We start from the raw sequence: 22,706 nt of genomic DNA on the forward strand, positions 1-22,706 counted from the left end.
CTTGCCTTCGGCAAAACCCGGATAAGCGGATAAACCGCAAAGCGGTTGACCGCGATGGCGCGGGGTGGAGCAGCCCGGTAGCTCGTCAGGCTCATAACCTGAAGGCCGCAGGTTCAAATCCTGCCCCCGCAACCAAATCTACCCAAAAGCCCCCAAGCAGAAATGCAAGGGGGCTTTTGGCGTTTGGGGCAGAACAATACGCATGGGCGGGCGCAGAAAAGCCGCGACGCAAATGTCAGACATTCGCCGAGCGCCCGGCGTTAGTTGCATTTGACCGATGAAACCCGGCATTGCCGGTGGCCAGGAAAGCGCCCGGGAAGCGTGCTCAACAGCAAGCGCGTCCGGCCGATCGGCCCGCAGGCACTCGCTTCGCGCGATGCAACTGGACAAGCTCTCGAAAATAGAAACTATCGCCATAATCAAGGGAGCCGCTTCAGGCTCCGAAAATGGCGGGAGATTCGCGAGCATGGCCTATCAGGGGACTTTGGGTATCGAGCGAAACCGCCTGGTCTATGCGCTCTTTCTCGCCTGTGCCGGACTGGCGATTCTCGGCAGTCTGCTTGCCACCCCGGATGACGCCCTGTGGCGCGGGCTGCATTATCTGACGAAGCCGACGGCGACCCTGTTGCTTCTCGTTGCGGTCCTGCGCAACAGCCCGGCCTCGTCGCGGACCTACGCTGCGCCGGTTGCTGTCGGCCTGCTTTTTGCCGCGGCCGGCGACACGTTTCTGATGCTGCCCGGCGATTACTTCCTTGCCGGGCTGATCTGCTTTCTGCTGACCCATTGCGCCTACATCTTCGCGCTCACCCGAGATGCCAAGCTCGCAGCGCATCCCGGTCTGTTCGGTACTTTTAGCCTAGTCGCCTTTGCCGTCGTCGCCGGCCTCTGGACGTCGCTGCCGCCAGAGATGCGCATCCCCGTCATCATCTACGCATTGGCGCTCGGCGCGATGGCCGCCCAGGCCATTTCTCGCCTGAGGCAGTTCTCGGGCATGCCGGCACAGGCGACGGCGCGGTTTGCCGCCTGTGGCGGTCTGCTGTTCATGATCAGCGACACGCTGCTTGCCTATGGCCGCTTCCGCTGGCAGATCCCCTACAACGCGCTCTGGGTGCTCGGTACCTATTATGCCGCCCAATACTTCTTTGCCCGATCGACGGAAGCCTATGACAACAAACGATGATTCATTCGATCAGCTTCGCGCGACCTTCGATCGGCTGCGGGGCGCATGGCTGGAACAGCGTCCAACCGTCGGACAACGACGTGACGACCTGAGCCGGCTCAAGGAACGGCTGCGCGCCCGCAGACAAGAGATGTGCGAGGCGATCGATCAGGATTTCGGCCATCGCGCACGGCACGAGACGCTGCTGGGCGAAGCCGGCGTCGTGCTTTCGGAGATCGACCACACGTTGGCGAAGCTCAAGCGATGGGTGCGACCGGAGCGCCGGCAGGCCGGCTGGAAGCTGTGGCCTGCCAAGGCCGAAGTACGCTTTGCGCCGCTCGGCCTCGTCGGGATCATTTCGCCGTGGAACTATCCGGTCAACCTCGCACTTGCACCGCTGGTGGCGGCGATTGCCGCCGGCAACCATGTGTTCCTGAAGCCTTCGGAGCATACGCCGCGCACGGCACAATTCCTCCAGTCGTTGCTTGCTGAGGTCTTTGACGAGACGCGGGTGGCGGTTGCCCTCGGAGACGCCGCGCTTTCCGCCGCATTCTCGGCTCTGCCGTTCGATCATCTGTTCTTCACTGGTTCGACGGCCGTTGGTCGCAAGGTCATGGCGGCCGCCGCTCAGAATCTGACGCCGGTGACGTTGGAGCTCGGCGGCAAGTCGCCGGCGATCGTCACGGAAACAGCCGATCTCGACCGGGCCGTCACGCGGATCGCAACCGGCAAGCTCTTCAACGCCGGCCAGACCTGCATCGCGCCCGACTATGTCCTGGTCCATGAGAGCAGGCGCGCGGCCTTCATCGACGCCATCAAGCGAGAGGTGGGTGCGCGCTATCCGGCGAAGCGGGGACTTGACGACTATACGTCGATCATCAATGCCGCCCAGAAGGAACGCCTTGAGCGGCTGCTGGCCGACGCAGAAGCGCGTGGCCACCCGGTGGTCCCGCTTCTCGACGGGCCGCGGGGTCCCGCCCAGTCGCGCTCACGACTGCTAATGCCGACGCTCGTCATCGATCCGGGGCGGGACAGCGCTGTCATGGCCGAGGAGATCTTCGGGCCGATCCTGCCGGTCGTCAGCTACACATCCATCGATCAGGCGATTGGCTACATGCTTGGCCGGGACCGGCCGCTGGCGCTCTATTGTTTCAGCCGCAGCGACGAGGAAATCGAGGCCATCCTCTCCCGCGTTGTCGCGGGCGGCGTCTGTGTCAACGACACGCTTTACCAGTTCGGCTGCAACGACCTGCCCTTCGGCGGCGTCGGCGCCAGCGGCATGGGCCACTATCATGGCCGGGATGGCTTCCTCACCTTTTCCAAGGCGATGCCGGTGCTTAGGAAATACGATCCGGCGCCGAGCGATCTGGTGAAACCGCCCTATCGGGGCATTGCCGACTGGGTGATCCGCTTCCTGTCGAGATGAACTGCGAAAAATGCACAGCAAGCCGCAATTTTCGTCTTGCAGCTCTAGTGACTAGAGGTCGTAGCCTGCTTCAAAATTCGCAAGGAGCAGGTTATGGCGAGCACTATTCGGGAAGCCCGTTATCGCGTCGAAGGCATGGATTGCGCATCCTGCGCGTCCAAGATCGACACGGCGGTGCGTAGGCTTTCGGGCGTCGAGGACGTTTCGGTCTCCGTGTCGGCGGGTACGATGTCGGTCAAATTTACCGACGAAAACGATCTTTCGACCTCAATCGTCAGCAAGGTCGGGAAGCTCGGCTATCGCCTGCACCCGATCGCTTCCGGTCAAGGGCACGAAAAGCAGGCGCCGGCACATGTGTGTTCCGGACACGACCACGGCGATCACGATCACGACCATGACCATGGCCATGATCATGGTCATCACCACGACCACGACGATCACCGCCATGAGGGCCGCGCTGGCACGAGCGGTCAAAACGCGGCTGCGGCTGTCGGGCTTCATGGTCACGACCATGGTCCGAGCAATGGCCGCTGGTGGAAATCGGGCAAGGGAAAGCTGACGATTGCGAGCGCCTTGGCGCTGATATCAGCCTATGCGATCGGCAAGCTCGTGCCGCCCACGGAGCCCTGGATCTTCACCGTCGCGATGCTGGTCGGCCTGCTGCCGATCGCGCGCCGCGCCTTTGCCGCCGCAACCATGGGCACCCCGTTCTCGATCGAGATGCTGATGACCATCGCAGCGATCGGCGCGGTCTTCATCGGCGCGACCGAAGAAGCGGCCATGGTTGTGCTTCTCTTCCTCATCGGCGAGCTCTTGGAAGGGGTGGCGGCCGGCAAGGCGCGCGCCAGCATCCAATCGCTGACGGCGCTTGTTCCGAAGACGGCCTTCGTCGAGCGGGCGGGCCGACTGGATGAAGTTCCCGCTGAAACACTCAGCGTCGGTGCCACCATCCTCGTGCGCCCCGGCGACCGCATTCCGGCCGACGGCGTCGTGCTTTCCGGCGAGAGCGCCGTCGACGAGGCGCCGGTGACCGGCGAAAGCACGCCGGTGCGCAAGGAGGTCGACGACACCGTCGTTGCAGGCACTGTCAACGGCTCGGGCGCGCTTCGCGTGCGGGTGACGGCGGCAGCGGCCGACAACACGATCGCCCGCATCGTCCGGTTGGTGGAGGAGGCGCAGGAAAGCAAGGCGCCCACAGAGCGCTTCATCGACCGCTTCTCGCGTTACTACACGCCGGGTGTCGTCGTGGTTGCGGCGCTCGTCGCCGTGCTGCCGCCGCTCCTGTGGGGCGGTGTCTGGGACGAATGGATCTACAAGGGCCTCGCGATCCTCTTGATCGGCTGCCCCTGCGCCCTGGTGATATCGACGCCGGCTGCGATCGCGGCCAGTCTCTCGGCCGGCGCGCGCCGCGGGCTGCTCATGAAGGGTGGCGCCGTGCTGGAGAATGTCGGCAAGGTCACGGCCGCCGCATTCGACAAGACTGGGACTCTGACCGAAGGCAAGCCCAAGGTCACCGACATTATCGGTTTCGGCCGGTCGGAGGGGGAAGTCTTGCGCTTGGCCGCGGCACTCGAGCAGGGCTCCAGCCATCCGCTCGCTCGCGCGGTCCTGGAGCGCAGCGCAGCCGAAGGGCTCGTCATTCCCGGTATCGCGACCGTCAACGCGGTCGGCGGCAAGGGGCTCGAAGGTGCCGTTGACGGCGTGGCCTTGTTCTTCGGCTCTCCGAAGGCCGCCGCCGAGCGAGCACCGATGGCTGCGGATGAAAAGGCGCGTGTGTCAGCCCTCAACGACGAGGGAAAGACGGTTTCGGTGCTGGTCGCCGGTGGAAATATCGCCGGCGCCATCGCCATGCGCGACGAGCCGCGCCCGGACGCGGCCGCCGGCGTCAAGGCACTGACGGACGCCGGCCTTCGCGTCGTCATGCTGACCGGCGACAACCGCCGCACGGCGGAAGCGATCGGCCGCCAGTTCGGCATGGAAGTCCGCGCCGAACTGTTGCCTGAGGACAAGCAGCGCATCGTCCGCGAGCTGAAGGCCGAAGGCTACAACGTCGCCAAGATCGGTGACGGTATAAACGACGCGCCGGCGCTTGCCGCCGCCGATATCGGCATTGCCATGGGCGGTGGTACCGACGTGGCGCTCGAAACGGCGGATGCGGCTGTCCTGCATGGCCGCGTCGGCGACGTGGCGGCGATGATCCGGCTTTCGCGGGCGACCATGCGCAACATCGTCCAGAACATCACCATCGCGCTTGGCCTGAAGGCGGTGTTCCTCGTGACCACAATTATAGGCGTCACCGGACTTTGGCCCGCCATCCTGGCCGACACCGGCGCCACCGTGCTTGTGACCATGAACGCCCTCAGACTGCTTCGTCCGGTGCAGGCCGCTTGAAGCGATCGACCCGTTACAAATATGGGCCGGCGGCACCCGTTGTCGCCGGCCTTTTGTTGGCCAAGTGCCTGTGTATATTCACGCTGGACTCTCATCAGCGATCCGGTGAGAGTATAAGGAGATCTCGGTTGAGGGCTTCCGCCCCGAGAAATCGATGATAAACTTATACCAAATGGTAAAAAAATCGCCGGCACGGTTTCTGGGAAGAATGCCGAAGCGGGCCAGTTTGGGGATCGCAAGGCCAATATGGACAATATTGCCATCGAACTGCGTGGGATCGACAAAAGCTTCGGTCCGGTCCACGCCAACAAGAACATTAATCTAAAGGTCCGCAAAGGGACGATCCACGGCATCATTGGCGAAAACGGTGCGGGAAAATCGACCCTCATGTCGATCCTCTATGGCTTCTACCAGGCCGATAGCGGAGAGATCGTCGTCGGCGGCAAGCCGGTTGTGATCCGCGATCCGAATGCGGCAATCGCCGCCGGCATCGGCATGGTCCACCAGCATTTCATGCTGGTCGAGAACTTCACGGTTCTCGAAAACATCATGCTCGGCGCCGAGGACAGCCAGATTCTCAACAAGGGCATCGCCAAGGCGCGCGTCGAGCTGAAGCGGCTGGAGCGCGAATATGCGCTTGAAGTCGATCCGGACGCTGTTATCGAAGAATTGCCGGTTGGTCTGCAGCAGCGTGTCGAGATCCTGAAGGCGCTATATCGTCGCGCCGATATCCTGATCCTTGACGAGCCGACCGGTGTGCTGACGCCGGCCGAAGCCGATCATCTCTTCCGCGTTCTTGAGCAGCTGAAGAGCCAGGGTAAGACCGTTATCCTCATCACCCACAAGCTGCGCGAGATCATGGCCATCACCGACGAGGTGTCGGTCATGCGCCGCGGCGAGATGGTGGCGACGCGCACGACGGCCGAAACCTCGGTTGAAGAGCTCGCCGAACTCATGGTCGGGCGCCGCGTGCTTTTGCGCGTCGAAAAGGGCGAGGCCAAACCCGGCGACGTCAAGCTCGCGGTCGAAGGGCTGACGGTCAAGGACGGCCGTGGCGTCACCATGGTCGACAATGTTTCCTTCAACCTCAGAGCCGGCGAAATCGTCGGCATCGCCGGGGTCGCCGGCAACGGACAGTCGGAACTGCTGGAGGCGATTTCCGGCATCCGCCGCGCCGTTTCCGGTTCCGTGTGGCTGAACGGCAAGCCGATTGATGTGAGTGGGCGCGCCGATCCCCGCGACCTGCGTGACCGCGGCCTTGCCCACGTTCCGGAAGACCGCCACCATGTCGGCCTCGTGTTGAAGTTCGAGGAATGCGAAAACGCGATCCTCGGTTACCATCACGACAAGCGCTATTTGAATGGTGTCTTCCTCAACATCGATGCGATCCGCAAGGACGCCGAGCAGCGTATTGCCGAATACGACATCCGCCCGCCGAACCCACGGCTGAAAACCGCCAATTTTTCGGGCGGCAACCAACAGAAGATCGTGCTGGCGCGCGAAATGGAGCGCGGTCCCGATGTCCTGATCATCGGCCAGCCGACCCGCGGTGTCGACGTTGGCGCCATTGAATTCATCCATAAACGGATCATCGAAATGCGCGACCAGGGCATGGCTGTCCTGCTTGTCTCCGTCGAACTCGATGAAATCCGCGCACTTTCGGACCGTATCCTGGTCATGTTCGCCGGCCGTGTCGTTGGTGAACGCAATCCGGATGCCACCGAAGGCGAACTCGGCCTGTTGATGGCCGGTGTCGAAGGCCGCAAGGAGGCCGCAGAATGAGCAACCCTTACGCAAAGCTCCCGGGCTGGGTCGAGTATGGCCTCGTCCCGCTGGTCAATCTTGCCGTCGCCTTCCTCGTTGCCGGCCTCGTCGTGCTGCTCGTCGGTGAAAATCCGCTGGAAGCAGCCTATCACCTGATCAACGGTGCCTTCGGCCGCGGCGAGTATCTCGGCTTCACGCTTTACTACGCCACCACCTTCATCTTCACCGGCCTTGCCGTTGCGGTTGCCTTCCACGCCGGCCTCTTCAACATCGGCGGTGAGGGCCAGGCTTATGTAGGCGGCATCGGCGTGGCGCTCGCCTGCCTCTGGCTTGATCAGACGATGCCCTGGTTCATCGTCTTCCCGCTGGCGATCCTTGGATCTGCGTTCTTTGGAGCCGCCTGGGCCTTTCTGCCCGGCTGGCTGCAGGCCAAGCGTGGCAGCCATATCGTCATCACGACGATCATGTTCAACTTCATCGCCTCGAGCCTGATGGTCTATCTCCTGACGCGCGTGTTGAAGCCGCTCGGCTCGATGTCGCCGCAGACCCGGACCTTTGCCGAGGGCGGGCAATTGCCGAAACTCGACTGGTTGCTGGCGATCTTCGGGCTCGATATCGGCACGGCGCCGTTCAACGTCTCGTTCCTTTTGGCGCTGGTTGCGGCCTTCTGCGTCTGGCTTTTGATCTGGCGCACCAAGCTCGGCTACGAGATGCGCACCATGGGCCATAGCCCCTCGGCGGCGCGTTATGCCGGGATGAGCGAGAGCCGCATCACCGTGATCACCATGATGATCTCCGGTGCGCTTGCGGGCATGATGGCGCTGAACCCGATCATGGGCGAGCAGGGCCGCATGCAGCTCGATTTCGTCCAAGGGGCGGGCTTCGTCGGCATCGCCGTGGCGCTGATGGGACGGTCTCATCCCGCCGGCATCATACCGGCCGCGGTCCTCTTCGGCATGCTCTATCAGGGCGGCGCTGAGATCTCCTTCGAAATGCCGTCGATCTCCCGTGACATGATCGTCATCATCCAGGGCCTGGTCATTCTCTTTGCCGGCGCGCTTGAAAACATGTTCCGACCGGCAATCGCACGGCTGTTTGCTTCTGCTGGCCGGCGCGCGGCCGTTGTTGCTCAGACCAAGGGAGCTTGAGCCATGGATTTCTTCCACGTCCTGGTGGTGCTCCTTGAGTCCACCATCCGCGTTTCCGTACCGCTGATTTTCGCGGCCCTTGCCGGACTTTTCACGGAGCGTGCCGGCATCTTCGATATCGGTCTTGAGGGCAAGATGCTCGGCGCGGCCTTTGCCGCAGGCGCCGTTGCTGCCGTCACCCAGTCTGTCTGGATGGGTCTGCTTGCTGCCATCCTGATCTCGGTCGCGCTGTCGCTGGTGCATGGTTATGCCTCGATCACCCAGCGCGGCAACCAGATCGTCTCCGGTGTTGCGATCAACTTCATTGTTGCCGGTTCGACCGTCATTCTCGGTGAGGCCTGGTTCCGTCAGGGCGGTCGCACGCCGGCACTTGCCGAAGGCGCGCGTTTCCAGACCTACACCTTCCCCTATGCCGACAGCATCCGCGAGATACCGATCCTCGGACCGATCTATTCGGACCTGCTTTCAGGGCATTTCCTTCTGACTTACGTCGCCTTTGCGATGGTCCCGATCAGCTGGTGGATCCTTTACCGCACGCGTTTCGGCCTGCGGCTGCGTGCGGTCGGCGAAAACCCCGGCGCTGTCGATACCGCCGGCATTTCTGTGATCTGGATGCGCTACCGCGCCGTCATCTGCTGCGGCATCCTGTGCGGCTTTGCCGGTGCCTACCTGTCGCTGGCGATGACCGCCGGCTTCGTCAAGGGCATGACCGCCGGCAAGGGCTATATCGCGCTTGCGGCACTGATCTTTGCCAAGTGGCGGCCGTTCAACATCATGCTCGCCTGCCTGCTTTTCGGCTTCCTCGATGCACTGGCCATTCGTCTCCAGGGCAACCCGTTGCCGCTGATCGGCCAGGTTCCGGTGCAGCTGATGCAGGCGCTGCCCTATATCCTCACCGTGATCCTGCTTGCCGGTTTCATCGGCAAGGCCATCCCGCCGAAGGCCGGCGGCGTCCCCTATGTCAAGGAGCGCTAGAACCATGGAAGAAGAACTGTTCGAAGCCGCACGCGACGCCATGGCCAAGGCACATGCGCCCTATTCGAAGTTTCCGGTCGGCGCGGCGATCCGCGCCGAGGACGGCAAGATCTACACCGGTGCCAACATCGAGAACCTGTCGTTCCCCGAGGGCTGGTGTGCCGAAACCACGGCCATCAGCCACATGGTCATGGCTGGGCAACGCAAGATCAAGGAAGTGGCCGTCATCGCCGAGAAGCTGGCGCTCTGCCCGCCCTGCGGCGGCTGCCGCCAACGGCTGGCCGAGTTTTCCGGCGCCAGCACGCGCATCTTCCTCTGCGACGAGACCGGCGTGAAGAAGACCTTGGCGCTGTCGGACCTCTTGCCGCACAGCTTCGAGACCGAGATCCTCGGGTGACTGCGGCTGCCACATTCTTGAAAGCCAGGCTCGGAGACCTTTCTCCGCGCTACGGCATAGTCCTCGGTTCCGGTCTCGGTTCGCTGGTCGAAGCCCTCGATGAAACCGTGCGGCTTTCCTATGCCGACATACCGGGTTTTCCTGTCAGCAGCGTCTCCGGCCACGCGGGCGAACTGGTCGCCGGAACGCTCGGCGGCGTACCGGTCGTCATGCTCTCCGGGCGGGTCCACTACTACGAGCAGGGTGACGCCAATTCGATGCGCCTGCCTCTGGAAACGTTGAAGGACCTCGGCGTCGAATGCCTGGTGCTGACGAATTCCGCCGGGTCCCTGCGCGAGGATCTGCCGCCGGGGTCGGTGATGCGGATTTCCGATCATATCAATTATTCCGGCTTCAACCCGCTGATCGGCGTCGAAAGCGACGACCGTTTCGTCGGCATGACCAATGCCTATGACGCAGAGCTTGCCGGGAAGATGCAGGAGAGCGCCGCGCGTCTCGGCGTCTCGCTTCTGGACGGCGTCTACATGTGGTTCTCGGGCCCGAGCTTCGAGACGCCGGCCGAAATCCGCATGGCGCGCATCCTTGGTGCCGATGCCGTCGGCATGTCCACCGTGCCTGAGGTCATCCTCGGCCGCTTCTTCGGTCTGCGCGTCGTTGCCGCTTCGGTCATTACCAATTTCGGCGCCGGCATGACGGGTGGCGAGCTTAGCCACCACGAGACCAAGGACATGGCGCCAGTCGGCGGCAAGCGGCTCGCGGCGATCCTGGAAGATATGATCGCTGCCGACACGGTGCATCGCCAGTGACCAGGCTCCCGCAGGAAACCATCCGCCGCAAGCGCAATGGCGAGCGGCTCGATCCAGCCGAGATCGCTGGCTTCGTTCGCGGTCTTTCCGATGGCTCGATCTCGGAGGGACAGGTCGCTGCCTTTGCCATGGCCACCTGGTTCTCCGGCATGAACCGCGACGAGACGGTGGCGCTGACCTTGGCGATGCGCGACAGCGGCGAAACACTCGATTGGAGCACGATCGGTCGCCCCATCGCCGACAAGCATTCGACCGGCGGCGTCGGCGATAACGTCTCGCTGATGCTGGCGCCGATCGCTGCCGCCTGCGGTCTGGCCGTGCCGATGATCTCAGGCAGGGGCCTTGGACATACAGGCGGTACGCTCGACAAGCTTGAATCGATACCCGGCTACAATATCCAGCCCTCGGCCGAACTGTTCCGCAAGACGGTCGACGAGATCGGCTGCGCGATCATCGGCCAGACGGCCAATCTCGCGCCCGCCGACAAACGTCTCTATGCCATCCGTGACGTGACGGCGACGGTTGATTCCGTGCCGCTGATCACGGCGTCGATCCTCTCGAAGAAGCTTGCCGCCGGCCTTCAGTCGCTGGTGCTCGACGTCAAGCTTGGCAATGGTTCCTTCATGAGCGATGCGAAGGAGGCAGAGGTCTTGGCGCGTTCGCTCGTCGATGTGGCCAATGGCGCCGGCGTTCGCACATCGGCGCTTTTGACCGATATGAACGAACCGCTGGCCGATGCGGCCGGCAATGCACTGGAGATCGACAATTGCCTCGCCTTCCTGCGCGGCGAGAAGCATGGGACCCGGCTTGAAACGGTTGTCCTCGCCTTTGCCGCGGAAATGCTGGTGGCCGGTGGCGTCGCCAGCGATGCGGAACAGGGCGAAGCGCTGGCGCGTGAAGCGCTTGGCAGCGGCGCGGCGCTCGAACGGTTTGGACGCATGGTGCATGCCCTTGGCGGCCCGGCGGATTTCGTCGAGCGCTCCGTGTCCTACCTCGGCCGCGCGCCGGTCATTCTGCCGGTCGAAGCGCCGCGGTCGGGTTATCTCGTGGCCTGCGAGACCCGCGAACTCGGCGTCGCCGTTATTGCGCTCGGTGGCGGACGGTCGCATCCGGACGACAGGATCGATCATCGCGTCGGTTTCGACGCGTTGAAGCCACTCGGAACGCCCATCAACAAGGGTGAACTCCTGGCCTTCGTTCATGCAGCCGACCGGGATACGGCCGAGGTTGCGCGCCGTCGTCTCCTCGAACTCTACACAATCGACGACGTCGAACCGGAGACGCGTTCGCCGATCCTTTCGAAGATCACCTGACGAGGTGCAGGGCGCCGTCCTCGACCCGAAACGACGACAGTCGGTTGAGGAACGTCATGCCGATCAGCGTGCCGGAGAGTGCCTTGTCCGGCAGCACCAACGCCCGTACGTCCCGCACGGATATGCCGCCGATCTCGATCCGGTTGAGTGTGGTCGGGGCGGCCTCGACCTCGCCATTGGCGGTGCTGACCCGTGCGGTGAAAGAAAGCCCGCTCGGTGATATGCCGAGCCGGCGCGCGGTCGAAAGGTTGATCGCGATCGCGCTGGCGCCTGTATCGACCAGGCCGCGTTCGGTGCGGCCGTTGATACGGAAGGTTCCGAAGAAGTGCCCCCTGCCATCCGCGTCGAGCACGACGCTCCGCCCTGTCGCGTATTTTGCCGTGGCTGCCGGCCGGGACACAGCGTCCGGCGCGGGGGCCTTGTTGTCCGCCTGGGTCAGAAAGCTGGTCGCAAGGTTCGGCACCACCAGGGCAGCGAGCGCGGCGACACCGGCCAATGAGATAAGACGGACGAGCATGGACATCACCTTTCGATGGCAGCGGATGCTCGCCTGAGTAGAACAGGCGATACCTAAGACCGCATAAAAAAGCCGCCGGGCGACGGCGGCTTTCTCATCGACTTGCGATCCTGGTTAAGGATCAGAAAATCATTTGGTTCCGTACATGCGGTCGCCGGCATCGCCGAGACCCGGCATGATGTAGCCGAGTTCGTTCAGGTGGCTGTCGATCGATGCGGTGAAGATCGGCACATCCGGATGTACGCTCTGGAAGTTGCGGATGCCTTCGGGTGCCGCCAACAGGCAGAGGAAGCGAATGTTCTTGGCGCCGCGCTCCTTCAGCTTGTCGATCGCCGCGATCGACGAGTTGCCGGTGGCGAGCATCGGGTCGACGACGATGATGAGGCGCTCGGACAGGCTTTCGGGCGCCTTGAAGTAGTATTCCACCGCTTCCAGCGTCTCGTGGTCGCGGTAGACGCCGATGTGGGAAACGCGGGCCGAAGGGACCAGTTCGAGCATGCCTTCAAGCAGCCCGTTGCCGGCGCGGAGAATCGACGCGAAGACCAGCTTCTTGCCCTCGAGGATCGGCGAGTCGATTTCCTGCAGCGGCGTCTCGATGCGCTCCATCGTGAGCTCGAGATCGCGCGTGACCTCGTAGCAGAGCAGCGTCGAAATCTCGCGCAGAAGCCTGCGGAAACCCGCGGTCGAGGTCTCCTTCTTGCGCATGATGGTCAGCTTGTGCTGCACAAGCGGATGATCGATCACTGTAACGCCGTTCATGGCTCACCTTTCCGGATTTTTTGTATCCGTCCTTTTTCCATGGAATGCGCTGTCGCCGCAAGGGCGTTGGCCGGCTCGAACCCGTCATCCCCAAAAGGACCGGTAGAGCCGGCGCCGATCGCTTTAAATCCGCGCCAGCAACGTCTGGCGTGTCGCATCGTCGACGAAGGCCGCTTCGATCGCGGTGCGCGTCATGCCGTTGATCTCTGCATCGGTGAAGCCCATCACCGATGACGCGATATCGTATTCCTGCGCCAGCGACGTGTGGAAGAATGGCGGGTCGTCGGAATTGAGCGTGACCTTGACGCCAGCCTCATGCAGCGCCCTCAGCGGATGCGACGCGAAGTCCGGGAAGACTTGCAGCGAGATGTTGGATCCGGGGCAGACTTCGAGCACGACGCCCGCGTCGGCAAGACGCTGAACGAGGTCTGCGTCCTCGATGGCCCTGACGCCATGGCTGATGCGAGACGGCCGCACATGGTCGAGCGCATCGCGCACGCTGAAGGCACCGGAGAGTTCGCCCGCATGGATCGTCAGCCCCAGGCCGGCATCGCGCACGATGTCGAAGGCGCGGGCAAAATCGGCAACCCGGTGCATGCGCTCTTCGCCGGCCAGATTGAAGCCGGTCACGAGTTTGTGCTCGCGCTTGGCTGCGAACTCGGCGGTCTTGATCACCGACTCCGGGCCGAGATGGCGGATGCCGGTGATGAGCATGCGCGATTCGATCCCGGTCTTCTTCCTGGCCGCTTCCATGCCGGCAGCAAGACCCTCGAGATAGGCATGGGCGCCCAGCCCGATCGTGTTTCCGTGGTCGGGCGAAACGATGATCTCGCTATAGATCGTGCCGACTTCGGCCAGTTCCGTCAGGTAGGCTTCCGCCAGCAGCGCGTAGTCTTCCTCGGTGCGAAACAGCGAGGCGATGGCGTCATAGCACTTCACGAAACTGGTGAAGTCTTCCCAGACATAGGCCTTGTCGCGGATGATCTGGCTGGTATCGATGCCATATTTTTCGGCCTGGGCGAGCGCCAACTCCGGTGGCGTCGCACCTTCGATATGGCAATGCAGTTCCGCCTTCTTCAGATGTGCGGTCAAATCAGGCTTCTCCCATGATGGCCCGGCGCGATGCCGAGGTGCTTGGCGACTGTTTCGCCGATATGCGCAAAGGTGTTGGCGATGCCGATCGAACGGGCGCGCAGCGATGGGCCGAACATCAGCACCGGCACCCGCTCGCGGGTGTGGTCGGTACCGCGCCAGGTCGGATCGCAGCCGTGGTCGGCCGTCAGGATGACGATGTCGGTCGGCTGCAGGCGCCGATCGAGATCCGGTAGGCGCGCATCGAAGGCCTCGAGTGCCGCCGCATAGCCGGCGATGTCGCGGCGGTGGCCGTAGAGCATGTCGAAGTCGACGAAATTGGTGAAGATGAGGCTGCCGTCTTCGGCCTCGTCGATCGCGGCAAGGCTGGCATCGAAGAGGGCCATGTTGCCGTCGGCCTTCGTCAGCATCGTAACGCCCTGGTGGGCGAAGATATCGCCGATCTTGCCGATGGCGTGAACCGTGCGTCCCGCTTCCACCAACCGATCGAGAAGCGTCGGCTCCGGCGGCAACACGGAATAGTCGCGGCGGTTGCCGGTGCGGGTGAAGGTCTGGGGGCTCGTGCCGATAAAGGGGCGGGCAATCACCCGGCCGATATTGTAGTCGTCGAGCAGGCGACGGACGATCTGGCAAAGCCCGAGCAGCCGCTCGAGCCCGAACGTCTGTTCGTGCGCCGAGATCTGGAAGACGGAATCGGACGAGGTGTAGCAGATGGGCTTGCCGCTCCACATGTGCTCTTCACCGTGGCGCGCAATGATGTCGGTGCCCGACGCGTGGCAATTGCCGAGAATGCCGGGGATTTCTGCCTCGCGGCAGATGGCTTCGACGAGTTCTGGCGGGAAGGCATCGCCTTGCGCCGAGAAATAGCCCCAGTCGAACATGACCGGGGTTCCGGCAATCTCCCAGTGACCGGATGGCGTGTCCTTGCCGCGCGAGACTTCGCTTGCCGCGCCGTAGACGCCATAGACCCGGTTGGGCACCGGCATGCCGATTGGGGTGGTGCCGGTCGCAAGCTTTGCTGCATGGACGAGCCCCAGTGCCGACATGTTCGGCAAGCTGAGCGGACCGTCGCGCAGGCCGGCGCGATCGCCGGCGCCGGCGGCACAGAACTCGGCGAGATGGCCAAGCGTGTTGGCGCCGAGATCACCGAAGGCTTCGGCATCGGGCGCGCCGCCTATGCCGAAGGAATCGAGAACGAAAAGGAATGCACGCGCCATGATGCACCTGGTAGCGGCAGCGCATGGATGTCGCGCTCCGAAGCTTCTGGAAAAGCGTGAAGGCGCCTTCGGCGGCTCCGCGCAATCTTGAAGGGATAGCGCTGCGTGATCCTCAATGCAATTGCGTCGAACGGGTGTCCGTTCAGCAATCCGTGCATTTTATCGGTTGAGAGAGGCGGGCGTGGAAGTAGGCCGTCTTGGAGAGATTGATCGTCTTGGCAGCGGCCTGAAGGCTCGGAGCGTAGAACAAGAGCTCATGTGGCACGGTGAGTTCGGTGCGAATGACAAAGGACTTGCTGGTCGTGAATTGCCCGGGCAACGTGACCTTTGAATTGACCACGTAGGGCGTGCCGCCGCTCTGATCACGGGACCAGACAACGGTGCCTTCCTTGGTGCCCGTGACCTCGATGCCGGTGATTTTCAGCACGTAGCTGGCGTTGCCGTAGGGGGCCATGATGCTTTTTGCGACGTTCGAGACGTTGCTCAGGAACGCCTTGTTGACCTCAGACTGTTGCGCGACCACGTCGGCGACGGAGCTTGCAGCGCGTGCGGTCTTGCCGGCCACGGTAAAGCCGACGGAAAGCTCGAACGCTCCGAGATAGGTAACAACCAGCAGGGGCGCAACCATCGCGAACTCGACCGCTCCGACACCGCGCTTGTCGCGGCTGAGCGCGCCAAGGCTGTTGGTGATTGCTTTGAGGCGCAGGAATTTTAGAGCGGCAACGTGCTTCACGGGCGGGGCCTCACTGGCTCTCGTTTCGGAACGTGGCGGTCGCCACCATGAGATAGTCTTTCGGCATGCTCGCGCCCGCAGGTCGGAGATTGGTGATGAACGGCCGTACGAGATCGGTGACAACATTCCAGCGATAATAGGCGCGTACGACGTTGAAGGAGCCCGGACCGCCCGGGGCAAACTTGAAGTCGGTGGTGTCGATGTCCTTCGAACCAGCCTGGCGCGGGATCTCGACCGGGAACTTGCTGAGATCGGTGACCGCCCTGACGTCGAGATAGAAACGCGACGGCTTGGTAGCCTCCGTGGGCGAGCACTTCATCAGGACCGAGATTTCGTTGCAAAACGCCTGTCGAAATTGCGCTTCGTCGAGATCGGTGCCCTTGCCCTGCTTGAAGGTGATCTGGCCGGTGCGGACCTTGCGCGCCATCGTCTCCGTTGCGTTTGCCAGCAGCTGGTCGCCATAGAAAGCCGCGAAGGTCTCGAGCGAGGCGAAGATCACCACGAAGAAGGGGAGCGCGAGGATAGCGAACTCGATGCTCGCGGTGCCTTTGCGGTTGCGAAAGAAGCGGCTGAAGATGCCTTTTCGCCGGCTTTCGGCTCGGCTCGACCGCTCTATGCCCTGCTCGATGTTCATTGCGCCGTCCCATCATGTTACGCCAAGACGGGCGGCAGATTATGGAGCAACCGTTGATTTTTCGTTCTTGCAGGTCGTGCGCATTTTAACGAACTGCGAGTTTTGACCCACTAAAAATTAGTTGGTGCTACCTGTGGTTTTGCGCTCCACGTGGCGCTCACAATTTGGTGTGCACGAGAGCACGGTGCGGGACGTTTGCTTGTAAACGCGCACGGTGTTGCCTTCGTCGATCGACACCAGGATCCGCTCATCGACAATAGCGTTTCCATCCTGGTCGAGAATGACCAGGTTGGTCGTTCCGAAGCTGCGTCCGGTGATGACGATGGTGCGCGCGTCCGCCACCGTGGCGTCCGCCACTTCGGCATTTCCGATGATGACCTTGCTCACCGGGCGATCAAGCTTCAGTACCTTCGCATGGTCCATATAGACGCGCATCAGGTCCCCTTCGCTCGCGCTGGCGGCCAAAGGCGAAAGGAGGGCGATCGCGAATGCTAACATGGCGGCTCGGCCTGTCGCGAATGGCATGGTCATGGCGGGTCCTTGAGGTGGTGCTCACCCCATACTTACCGGTCTTGGTGAATGAATCGTTAAGTCGCTCATTTCGAGACCGTCGGGACGCCGCGGCGTTTTCTGTTCATTTACCCAAAAAACAGGGGCGCTTCGTTAACGCGTTGGTAACCGCCTTCTTTAAGTCGATGGCAATGCGCCAGGACTAGTTTGAGCTCATCCGATCAACGGCAACAGTTGGCGGAAGTGCTGAACAACGAACGTGAAGTAGGAGAATCATCATGAAGAAGATTTTTGCCCGTCTGATGAAGGACGAGTCCGGCGCGACCGCCATCGAATACGGCCTGATCGCGGCCCTCATCTCGGTTGCCCTGATTGCTGGTGCAAGCACGCTTGGCAACGCACTCAACAGCACATTCACCGATCTGGGTGGTGCGCTCACGAACAGCACGTCGAAGCTCTAATCAGCTTGACCGGTTGAAGCGAGGGGAGGTTCGCATGGCGAAGGTTTTCCGCCGCTTGCTTCGGGATGAAAGCGGTTCGACGGCCATCGAGTATGGTTTGATCGCGGCGCTCGTCTCCGCAGCCTTGATTGCCGGTGCCACGACGATTGGCAATTCGCTCGATTCCACGTTCAATGAACTTGGGTCGCGAGTTGCAGCGGGCGGCAAGATCTAACGAACCGGCCTCGCAAGAACTGAAATGGAGCCGCTCGCAAGGCGGCTCCATTGCTATCTGGAGCCCTGACCGGCATCGGAGCGCATTTTCTCAATCTCGGAGGCAGGGACCATGACTGAGGCTGCCATTTTCGTGATCTTTCCCCTTTGCCTGGGATTTGCAGCGTTTTCGGACCTGCTCACGATGACGATCCCAAATCGAGTGTCTGCGATCCTTATCGGCGGTTTCTTCATCGTCGCCTTGATGTCCGGCATGGGTCTTGTCGAAATCGGCCTGCACCTGGCCGCGTCCGCCGCTGTCTTTGCCGTTTGCTTCGCCCTGTTTGCCACCAATGTCATGGGCGGCGGCGACGCCAAGCTGTTGACAGCCTGCGCCATCTGGTTCGGCCTGACGCCGTCGCTGACGGCTTTCCTCCTCTATGTCTCCGTCTTTGGAGGCTTGCTCACGCTCGCTGTCCTGATGCTGCGCCGCCAGGAGCATTCGATCCTTGCGAGCGGCATTCCTGTCCCGCATCTCTTGCTGACGGCCAAGAAGATCCCTTACGGAATAGCCATTGCGCTCGGCGGCTTTGCTGCCTACCCGTCGTCACCGCTCGTGGAAGCTGCCTTTGCCCGCCTTTCCTGAGCTGCCCTTGCTGGCGAAGTCACCTTTCGTTAACTTCGCCCATAAGTAATCCGTTAACCATAATTACACCAATTCCTGATCAATCTGACCCTGGCAATTCTTCGGGGCTCAGAAACAATCATGAAACCGGTTCGCATCATCATACTGGCAGTGGCCGTTCTTTCGGCTGCAATGGCCGGTGTCCTGGCGATGAAGCTGACGCGCGCGCCTGCGCCGCAGATGGCCGAGCCGGTCGTCGAACGAGCCCCCACCATCAATGTCCTGGTTGCAAGCAAAAGCTTGCCGGTCGGATCGCGATTGGGCGGCGATTCCATCCAGTGGATGGCCTGGCCGAAGGACGGCGTCGTCGACGGGTTGATCACCGAGGAAACTCAGCCGTCGGCGATCGACGATCTGACCGGAGCGGTCGTTCGTCTGCCGATCTTCAACGGTGAACCGGTCCGCCACGAAAAGGTCGCCGATAGCTCCAGCCGCATCATGTCGTCGCTTTTGCCCGCGGGCAAACGTGCCGTGGCAACCGAAATCACCGTCGCCACCGGCGCCGGCGGCTTCATTCTGCCGAACGACCGCGTCGATGTGATCATGGTTCGCAAGGGTGACGGCGATCTCTACCTGACCGAAACGGTCCTCAGTAACGTGCGCGTGCTCGCCATCGACCAGCAGGTCGAGGAAAAGGACGATGGCTCCAAGGCCGTGGTCGGGACGACGGCCACGTTGGAGCTGACCCCAGACCAGTCGAAGGTGATGACCGTCGCGCAGCAGATGGCCGAACGCATTTCATTGGCGCTCAGAAGCGTCGCCGACGCGCAGGAATCCGATACGGATGCCGCCGACTATCTGTTGAGCGGCGACGGCCAGCCGAGCATCCAGGTCATCAAATCCGGATCCATCGTCAAGAATGATGGCACCGCAGGCCAGACACAGCAGTAAAAGACACGAGCAGGAACCAGGTGAGAACGGGGCGTAAGGTGAAACGGAGCGGAAACAAATTTCGGGCGTCTGTCGCAGCCGGCCTATCATTTTGCCTGGCCGTTACCGGCATGTATCTGCCGGTGCCGACGAGCGCGTTTGCCGCGGCCTCCTCGGTCGTAAGGATCATTGAGAGCGGTCCTGGCGCGAAGAAGAAGGTCAGCCTCGGCTTGAACAAGGCGGTGGTCGTCGATCTGCCCTCGGACGCGCACGACATCCTCGTCGCGGACCCGTCGCTGGCAGACGCGGTGACCCGCACGTCGCGGCGCATCTACCTCTTTGGAAAGTCTGTCGGCCAGACCAACATCTTTGTCTTCGGTCCCAACGGCGAGGAGATCGTCAGCCTCGACATCGAGGTCGAACGCGATATCGCCAATCTCCAGTCCAACCTGCGCCGGTTCATTCCGGACGCCGATATCAATGTCGAGATCATTTCCGACAACATCGTCTTGACCGGGACTGTGCGCACGCCGCTCGATTCCACCCGCGCGGTAGACCTTGCCAAGGCCTTCCTGCAGGGCGGTGAGGCGACCACGCGCAATATCACCGCTCAGGGCAACAACGGCGACGCGGATATCTTTGCCGAAGATCGGCAGGTCTCGCAGATCGTCAATCTCCTGACGATCGATGGCGACGATCAGGTCAACCTCAAGGTCACCGTTGCCGAAGTCAGCCGCCAGGTGCTGAAGCAGCTCGGCTTCAACGGTCGCGTCAGCGATGGCGAAAGCGGCATCGGGTTCCGCAATCCGGCCAATCTTGGCGACGCGGTTGGCGTCGGCGTCAATGCCGTGATCAACAAATCGGTCGGCGGCACGCTGATTTCGAGCTACATCAACGCGATGGAGCAGGCGGGCGTCATGCGCACGCTTGCCGAACCGAGCCTGACGGCGATTTCCGGTCAGGAAGCGAAGTTCTATGTCGGCGGCGAGTTTCGCCTGGCAGGGACCCAGGAGGTCTCGGTCGACGACAAGACGGGCGACGACAAGGTCACGCGCGAGGTCAACGACGTCGAATACGGCATCCGCCTGAACTTCAAGCCCGTCGTGCTCGGGCCGGGGCGCATCAGCCTGCGGATCGAGACGAATGTCTCGGAACCCACCTATGAGGGATCGGTCGTCACCGGCAACGGCAAGGGCACGGTGCCGGGCAACACGTTCCTCGGGATCCGCAAGCGCGAGGCCTCCACCAGCGTCGAGCTGCCGTCCGGCGGTTCGATTGTGATCGCCGGCCTTGTCCAGGATAACGTTCGCCAGGCGATGTCCGGTCTGCCCGGTGCCGCCAAGATCCCGATCCTCGGCACGCTGTTCCGCAGCAAGGATTTCGTGCGCAACGAGACCGAGCTTGTCATCATCGCCACGCCCTATCTCGTCCGTCCCGTCCCCCGGAGCGCGATCTCACGCCCCGACGACAACTTCAATCCGGCCAACGATCTCGACAGCTACTTCCTTGGCCGGGTGAACAAGATCTACGGCCGGCCAGAGGCAGCCGCTCCTACGGGCCGCTACCACGGCAACGTTGGCTTCATTTACAAATAGGGCGGGTCATGACGCTGCGAACCGAACCCCACGTGAATTCCGAAAGGCCGAACGCCATGTCATCGAGCCCATCCCGCGCAATCATCCGGTCGACGCGCCGTGTGGCCGCTCTTGCCCTGTTTGGGGTTCTGCTTGCGGGTTGCGGCACCAAGGACAACCTTGCGACCGGGTCCATTCCGGACGACTACCGCACCCGGCATCCGATCGTGCTTGCCGAAGGCGAGCGCACCATCGACATTCCGATCGCTTCGGGAGATCGTCGCCTCAACCAGGGCACGCGCGACGTCATTGCCGGGTTTGCGGCTGACTATCGCAACTCGGCAAGTGGCGTCGTGCAGATCATGATGCCGCGAGGTGCTGCCAACAGCCACGCCGCGCAGGCAATGCGCAGGGAGATCCGCAGCGCTCTCGTTTCCGCGGGCGTTCCCGCCAAGCGGCTGCTGGAGACGAGCTACGATGCGGGGCCTTACGGGGACGCTGCACCCGTGCGCTTGAGCTATGTGGCGATCACCGCCCAGACCGGGCCTTGCGGCACCTGGCCCGAGGACCTGAACCTCAACACGATGGAAAACAAGAACTACTACAATTTCGGCTGCGCCTCGCAATCGAACCTCGCGGCCCAGATCGCCAATCCGACGGATCTTCTGGGGCCGCGCCAGATGTCGCCGATCGACGCAGAACAGCGTGGTCAGGTGATCAAGGATTGGCGTGGAACTGAGAAGAACGACGGCCCGGTCGTCATCTTCAACTGATAGCGGCGGGATGAAGAGATGAGCACGATCGACTACAGGATCGAGACAGGCAACGAGGGAGACGACGCCTCCTTCGACGCGCGCACGAGTGACCTGGAGCAGGTTCGCCCGCTGCCGCGGATCTCGATACACGCCTTTTGCGAAAGCAACGCGATGCTACGCCTGATGGAGCGCTGCGGACAGGATCGCCGCATGGCGAAAGTCAGCCTGCGCATCAACAGCGGCAGCATCGATGCGGCGGCGAACATGTTTTCGACCGTGGCCACGCCCAATCTCATCATTCTGGAGACATCGACGGAGCCGCGGTCTTTGCTGACGGAACTCGCGCCGCTGGCGCAGGTCTGCGACCCGAGCACCAAGGTGATCCTCGTCGGCAAGCACAACGATATCGGGCTCTATCGCGAACTCATCCGCAACGGCATTTCCGAGTACATGGTCGCGCCGGTGTCGATGCCGGATATTCTGACCGCCGTGTCGGCGATCTTCGTCGATCCGGACGCAGAACCGCTCGGACGAAGCATCGCCTTCATCGGTTCGAAGGGCGGCTGTGGCTCGTCCGTCATCGCGCACAATTGCGCCTGGGGCATCTCCAGCCTTTTCTCGACTGAAACCATTCTCGCAGATCTCGACCTGCCCTACGGCACCGCCAACATCGATTTCGACCAGGATCCGCCGCAGGGCATCGCCGAGGCGGTCTTTGCGCCCGATCGCCTCGATGAGGTGTTCCTCGATCGTTTGTTGACCAAGTGCTCCGAACACCTGTCGCTGCTGGCGGCGCCGTCGATGCTCGACCGCGCCTATGATTTCGAGACCCGAGCGTTTCATCCGATCCTGGAGATCCTGCAGCGCAGCGCTCCCGTGTCGGTACTCGACATGCCGCATCTTTGGACGGACTGGACCCGTTCGGTGCTCGGAGAGGCCGATGAAGTGGTGATCACCGCCGTTCCCGATCTGGCAAGCCTGCGCAACGCCAAGAACCTGCTCGATGCGTTGAAGAGGCTTAGACCGAACGACAAGCCTCCCCACCTGGTGCTCAACCAGGTCGGCATGCCCAAGCGTCCGGAAATTGCCACGAACGAGTTCTGCGAGTCGCTGGAAATGGAGGCGGCCGCCATCATTCCTTTCGATGCCGCACTGTTCGGCAATGCGTCGAACAGCGGCCGGATGATCGCCGAGATCGACAAGAAAGCGCCGGCGGCCGAGACCTTCTCGCAGCTCGCTCACCTTCTGACCGGTCGCGTCACGATGAAGAAGGCGCGGCGCGGTGGCCTTGGCAAGATGCTTGCGGCGCTCGGCAGGAAATAGGACGT

Annotated in this window: 23 protein-coding genes and 1 tRNA gene; 17 read left to right on the forward strand and 7 right to left on the reverse strand. The window is 62.4% G+C overall.

From position 1 onward, the window contains the following. Positions 1-58 precede the first annotated feature (58 nt). The 10 genes from VGO04_RS25830 to deoA all read left to right on the forward strand — a co-directional run bounded on the left by VGO04_RS25830 (position 59) and on the right by deoA (position 11,379). Positions 59-135 (forward strand) — tRNA-Met (locus VGO04_RS25830). A 331-nt stretch (positions 136-466) separates the two neighbouring features. Beyond that, positions 467-1,180 carry a lysoplasmalogenase gene (locus tag VGO04_RS25835; RefSeq protein ID WP_327498815.1) on the forward strand — a complete coding sequence of 238 codons (714 nt, stop codon included), beginning with the start codon at positions 467-469 and terminating at the stop codon, positions 1,178-1,180. Continuing rightward, positions 1,164-2,585, forward strand: coding sequence for a coniferyl aldehyde dehydrogenase (locus tag VGO04_RS25840; protein ID WP_327498816.1), 1,422 nt, complete (start codon positions 1,164-1,166; stop codon positions 2,583-2,585). Before VGO04_RS25835 ends, VGO04_RS25840 begins: the two co-directional genes overlap by 17 nt. Positions 2,586-2,678: 93 nt before the next feature. After that, positions 2,679-4,976 carry a heavy metal translocating P-type ATPase gene (locus tag VGO04_RS25845; RefSeq protein WP_327498817.1) on the forward strand — a complete coding sequence of 766 codons (2,298 nt, stop codon included), beginning with the start codon at positions 2,679-2,681 and terminating at the stop codon, positions 4,974-4,976. A 246-nt stretch (positions 4,977-5,222) separates the two neighbouring features. Then, positions 5,223-6,758 carry an ABC transporter ATP-binding protein gene (locus VGO04_RS25850; protein ID WP_327498818.1) on the forward strand — a complete coding sequence of 512 codons (1,536 nt, stop codon included), beginning with the start codon at positions 5,223-5,225 and terminating at the stop codon, positions 6,756-6,758. Continuing rightward, positions 6,755-7,888, forward strand: a complete 1,134-nt coding sequence (locus VGO04_RS25855) for an ABC transporter permease (RefSeq protein ID WP_327498819.1) — start codon at positions 6,755-6,757, stop codon at positions 7,886-7,888. The genes VGO04_RS25850 and VGO04_RS25855 overlap by 4 nt, the downstream gene beginning before the upstream one ends. Positions 7,889-7,891: 3 nt before the next feature. Beyond that, complete coding sequence (locus VGO04_RS25860; RefSeq protein ID WP_327498820.1) at positions 7,892-8,863, forward strand: ABC transporter permease; 972 nt, start codon at positions 7,892-7,894, stop codon at positions 8,861-8,863. A 4-nt stretch (positions 8,864-8,867) separates the two neighbouring features. After that, positions 8,868-9,260, forward strand: a complete 393-nt coding sequence (locus tag VGO04_RS25865) for a cytidine deaminase (RefSeq protein WP_327498821.1) — start codon at positions 8,868-8,870, stop codon at positions 9,258-9,260. After that, a complete protein-coding gene (locus VGO04_RS25870) occupies positions 9,257-10,066 on the forward strand; it encodes a purine-nucleoside phosphorylase (RefSeq protein WP_327498822.1) in 810 nt (269 codons plus the stop codon). The genes VGO04_RS25865 and VGO04_RS25870 overlap by 4 nt, the downstream gene beginning before the upstream one ends. After that, the gene (deoA, locus tag VGO04_RS25875) at positions 10,063-11,379 is read left to right on the forward strand and encodes a thymidine phosphorylase (RefSeq protein ID WP_327498823.1); all 1,317 of its coding nucleotides are present in this window, start codon (positions 10,063-10,065) and stop codon (positions 11,377-11,379) included. The genes VGO04_RS25870 and deoA overlap by 4 nt, the downstream gene beginning before the upstream one ends. Here deoA and VGO04_RS25880 read toward each other — a convergent pair. The 7 genes from VGO04_RS25880 to VGO04_RS25910 all read right to left on the reverse strand — a co-directional run bounded on the left by VGO04_RS25880 (position 11,372) and on the right by VGO04_RS25910 (position 16,862). After that, positions 11,372-11,896, reverse strand: a complete 525-nt coding sequence (locus tag VGO04_RS25880) for a TIGR02281 family clan AA aspartic protease (protein ID WP_327498824.1) — start codon at positions 11,894-11,896, stop codon at positions 11,372-11,374. The two genes, deoA and VGO04_RS25880, sit on opposite strands and share 8 nt — an antisense overlap. A gap of 129 nt (positions 11,897-12,025) precedes the next feature. Then, complete coding sequence (gene upp / locus VGO04_RS25885; RefSeq protein ID WP_327498825.1) at positions 12,026-12,655, reverse strand: uracil phosphoribosyltransferase; 630 nt, start codon at positions 12,653-12,655, stop codon at positions 12,026-12,028. 123 nt (positions 12,656-12,778) lie between these two features. After that, complete coding sequence (locus VGO04_RS25890; RefSeq protein WP_327498826.1) at positions 12,779-13,747, reverse strand: adenosine deaminase; 969 nt, start codon at positions 13,745-13,747, stop codon at positions 12,779-12,781. Beyond that, positions 13,744-14,964, reverse strand: a complete 1,221-nt coding sequence (locus VGO04_RS25895; RefSeq protein ID WP_327498827.1) for a phosphopentomutase — start codon at positions 14,962-14,964, stop codon at positions 13,744-13,746. The genes VGO04_RS25890 and VGO04_RS25895 overlap by 4 nt, the downstream gene beginning before the upstream one ends. Positions 14,965-15,106: 142 nt before the next feature. Next, a complete protein-coding gene (locus tag VGO04_RS25900; RefSeq protein WP_327498828.1) occupies positions 15,107-15,697 on the reverse strand; it encodes a TadE/TadG family type IV pilus assembly protein in 591 nt (196 codons plus the stop codon). Between the two features lie 10 nt (positions 15,698-15,707). Beyond that, positions 15,708-16,331 carry a TadE/TadG family type IV pilus assembly protein gene (locus VGO04_RS25905; protein WP_327498829.1) on the reverse strand — a complete coding sequence of 208 codons (624 nt, stop codon included), beginning with the start codon at positions 16,329-16,331 and terminating at the stop codon, positions 15,708-15,710. Between the two features lie 117 nt (positions 16,332-16,448). Beyond that, positions 16,449-16,862 (reverse strand): pilus assembly protein N-terminal domain-containing protein, encoded by a 414-nt coding sequence (locus tag VGO04_RS25910; protein WP_327498830.1) that lies wholly within the window; start codon positions 16,860-16,862, stop codon positions 16,449-16,451. A gap of 257 nt (positions 16,863-17,119) precedes the next feature. Here VGO04_RS25910 and VGO04_RS25915 point away from each other — a divergent pair, with 257 nt between their 5' ends. The 7 genes from VGO04_RS25915 to VGO04_RS25945 all read left to right on the forward strand — a co-directional run bounded on the left by VGO04_RS25915 (position 17,120) and on the right by VGO04_RS25945 (position 22,701). Continuing rightward, a complete protein-coding gene (locus tag VGO04_RS25915; protein ID WP_327498831.1) occupies positions 17,120-17,302 on the forward strand; it encodes a Flp family type IVb pilin in 183 nt (60 codons plus the stop codon). A 34-nt stretch (positions 17,303-17,336) separates the two neighbouring features. Continuing rightward, positions 17,337-17,516: a Flp family type IVb pilin gene (locus tag VGO04_RS25920; RefSeq protein ID WP_327498832.1), complete on the forward strand. Its 180-nt coding sequence runs from the start codon at positions 17,337-17,339 to the stop codon at positions 17,514-17,516. A gap of 111 nt (positions 17,517-17,627) precedes the next feature. After that, positions 17,628-18,140 (forward strand): prepilin peptidase, encoded by a 513-nt coding sequence (locus tag VGO04_RS25925; RefSeq protein ID WP_327498833.1) that lies wholly within the window; start codon positions 17,628-17,630, stop codon positions 18,138-18,140. 120 nt (positions 18,141-18,260) lie between these two features. Further along, positions 18,261-19,070 (forward strand): Flp pilus assembly protein CpaB, encoded by an 810-nt coding sequence (gene cpaB, locus VGO04_RS25930; protein WP_327498834.1) that lies wholly within the window; start codon positions 18,261-18,263, stop codon positions 19,068-19,070. A 38-nt stretch (positions 19,071-19,108) separates the two neighbouring features. After that, positions 19,109-20,644 (forward strand): type II and III secretion system protein family protein, encoded by a 1,536-nt coding sequence (locus VGO04_RS25935; RefSeq protein ID WP_327498835.1) that lies wholly within the window; start codon positions 19,109-19,111, stop codon positions 20,642-20,644. Between the two features lie 56 nt (positions 20,645-20,700). Further along, on the forward strand, positions 20,701-21,396 hold the full coding sequence (locus VGO04_RS25940) for a CpaD family pilus assembly protein (protein ID WP_327498836.1): 696 nt from the start codon (positions 20,701-20,703) through the stop codon (positions 21,394-21,396). Between the two features lie 18 nt (positions 21,397-21,414). After that, on the forward strand, positions 21,415-22,701 hold the full coding sequence (locus VGO04_RS25945) for a CpaE family protein (RefSeq protein ID WP_327498837.1): 1,287 nt from the start codon (positions 21,415-21,417) through the stop codon (positions 22,699-22,701). Positions 22,702-22,706 lie beyond the last annotated feature (5 nt).

Origin of the sequence: Ensifer sp. (assembly GCF_035999185.1) — a bacterium.
Taxonomy (GTDB): domain Bacteria; phylum Pseudomonadota; class Alphaproteobacteria; order Rhizobiales; family Rhizobiaceae; genus Ensifer.

Bases quoted from the DNA above. Each gene is read 5' to 3' on its own strand.
- VGO04_RS25920 (WP_327498832.1), top strand. From the start codon at position 17,337: ATGGCGAAGGTTTTCCGCCGCTTGCTTCGGGATGAAAGCGGTTCGACG.
- upp (WP_327498825.1), bottom strand. From the start codon at position 12,655: ATGAACGGCGTTACAGTGATCGATCATCCGCTTGTGCAGCACAAGCTG.
- VGO04_RS25940 (WP_327498836.1), top strand. From the start codon at position 20,701: ATGTCATCGAGCCCATCCCGCGCAATCATCCGGTCGACGCGCCGTGTG.
- VGO04_RS25855 (WP_327498819.1), top strand. From the start codon at position 6,755: ATGAGCAACCCTTACGCAAAGCTCCCGGGCTGGGTCGAGTATGGCCTC.
- VGO04_RS25845 (WP_327498817.1), top strand. From the start codon at position 2,679: ATGGCGAGCACTATTCGGGAAGCCCGTTATCGCGTCGAAGGCATGGAT.
- VGO04_RS25860 (WP_327498820.1), top strand. From the start codon at position 7,892: ATGGATTTCTTCCACGTCCTGGTGGTGCTCCTTGAGTCCACCATCCGC.
- VGO04_RS25925 (WP_327498833.1), top strand. From the start codon at position 17,628: ATGACTGAGGCTGCCATTTTCGTGATCTTTCCCCTTTGCCTGGGATTT.
- VGO04_RS25910 (WP_327498830.1), bottom strand. From the start codon at position 16,862: ATGACCATGCCATTCGCGACAGGCCGAGCCGCCATGTTAGCATTCGCG.
- VGO04_RS25850 (WP_327498818.1), top strand. From the start codon at position 5,223: ATGGACAATATTGCCATCGAACTGCGTGGGATCGACAAAAGCTTCGGT.
- VGO04_RS25905 (WP_327498829.1), bottom strand. From the start codon at position 16,331: ATGAACATCGAGCAGGGCATAGAGCGGTCGAGCCGAGCCGAAAGCCGG.
- VGO04_RS25895 (WP_327498827.1), bottom strand. From the start codon at position 14,964: ATGGCGCGTGCATTCCTTTTCGTTCTCGATTCCTTCGGCATAGGCGGC.
- VGO04_RS25835 (WP_327498815.1), top strand. From the start codon at position 467: ATGGCCTATCAGGGGACTTTGGGTATCGAGCGAAACCGCCTGGTCTAT.
- VGO04_RS25880 (WP_327498824.1), bottom strand. From the start codon at position 11,896: ATGCTCGTCCGTCTTATCTCATTGGCCGGTGTCGCCGCGCTCGCTGCC.
- VGO04_RS25945 (WP_327498837.1), top strand. From the start codon at position 21,415: ATGAGCACGATCGACTACAGGATCGAGACAGGCAACGAGGGAGACGAC.
- VGO04_RS25865 (WP_327498821.1), top strand. From the start codon at position 8,868: ATGGAAGAAGAACTGTTCGAAGCCGCACGCGACGCCATGGCCAAGGCA.
- VGO04_RS25915 (WP_327498831.1), top strand. From the start codon at position 17,120: ATGAAGAAGATTTTTGCCCGTCTGATGAAGGACGAGTCCGGCGCGACC.
- VGO04_RS25840 (WP_327498816.1), top strand. From the start codon at position 1,164: ATGACAACAAACGATGATTCATTCGATCAGCTTCGCGCGACCTTCGAT.
- cpaB (WP_327498834.1), top strand. From the start codon at position 18,261: ATGAAACCGGTTCGCATCATCATACTGGCAGTGGCCGTTCTTTCGGCT.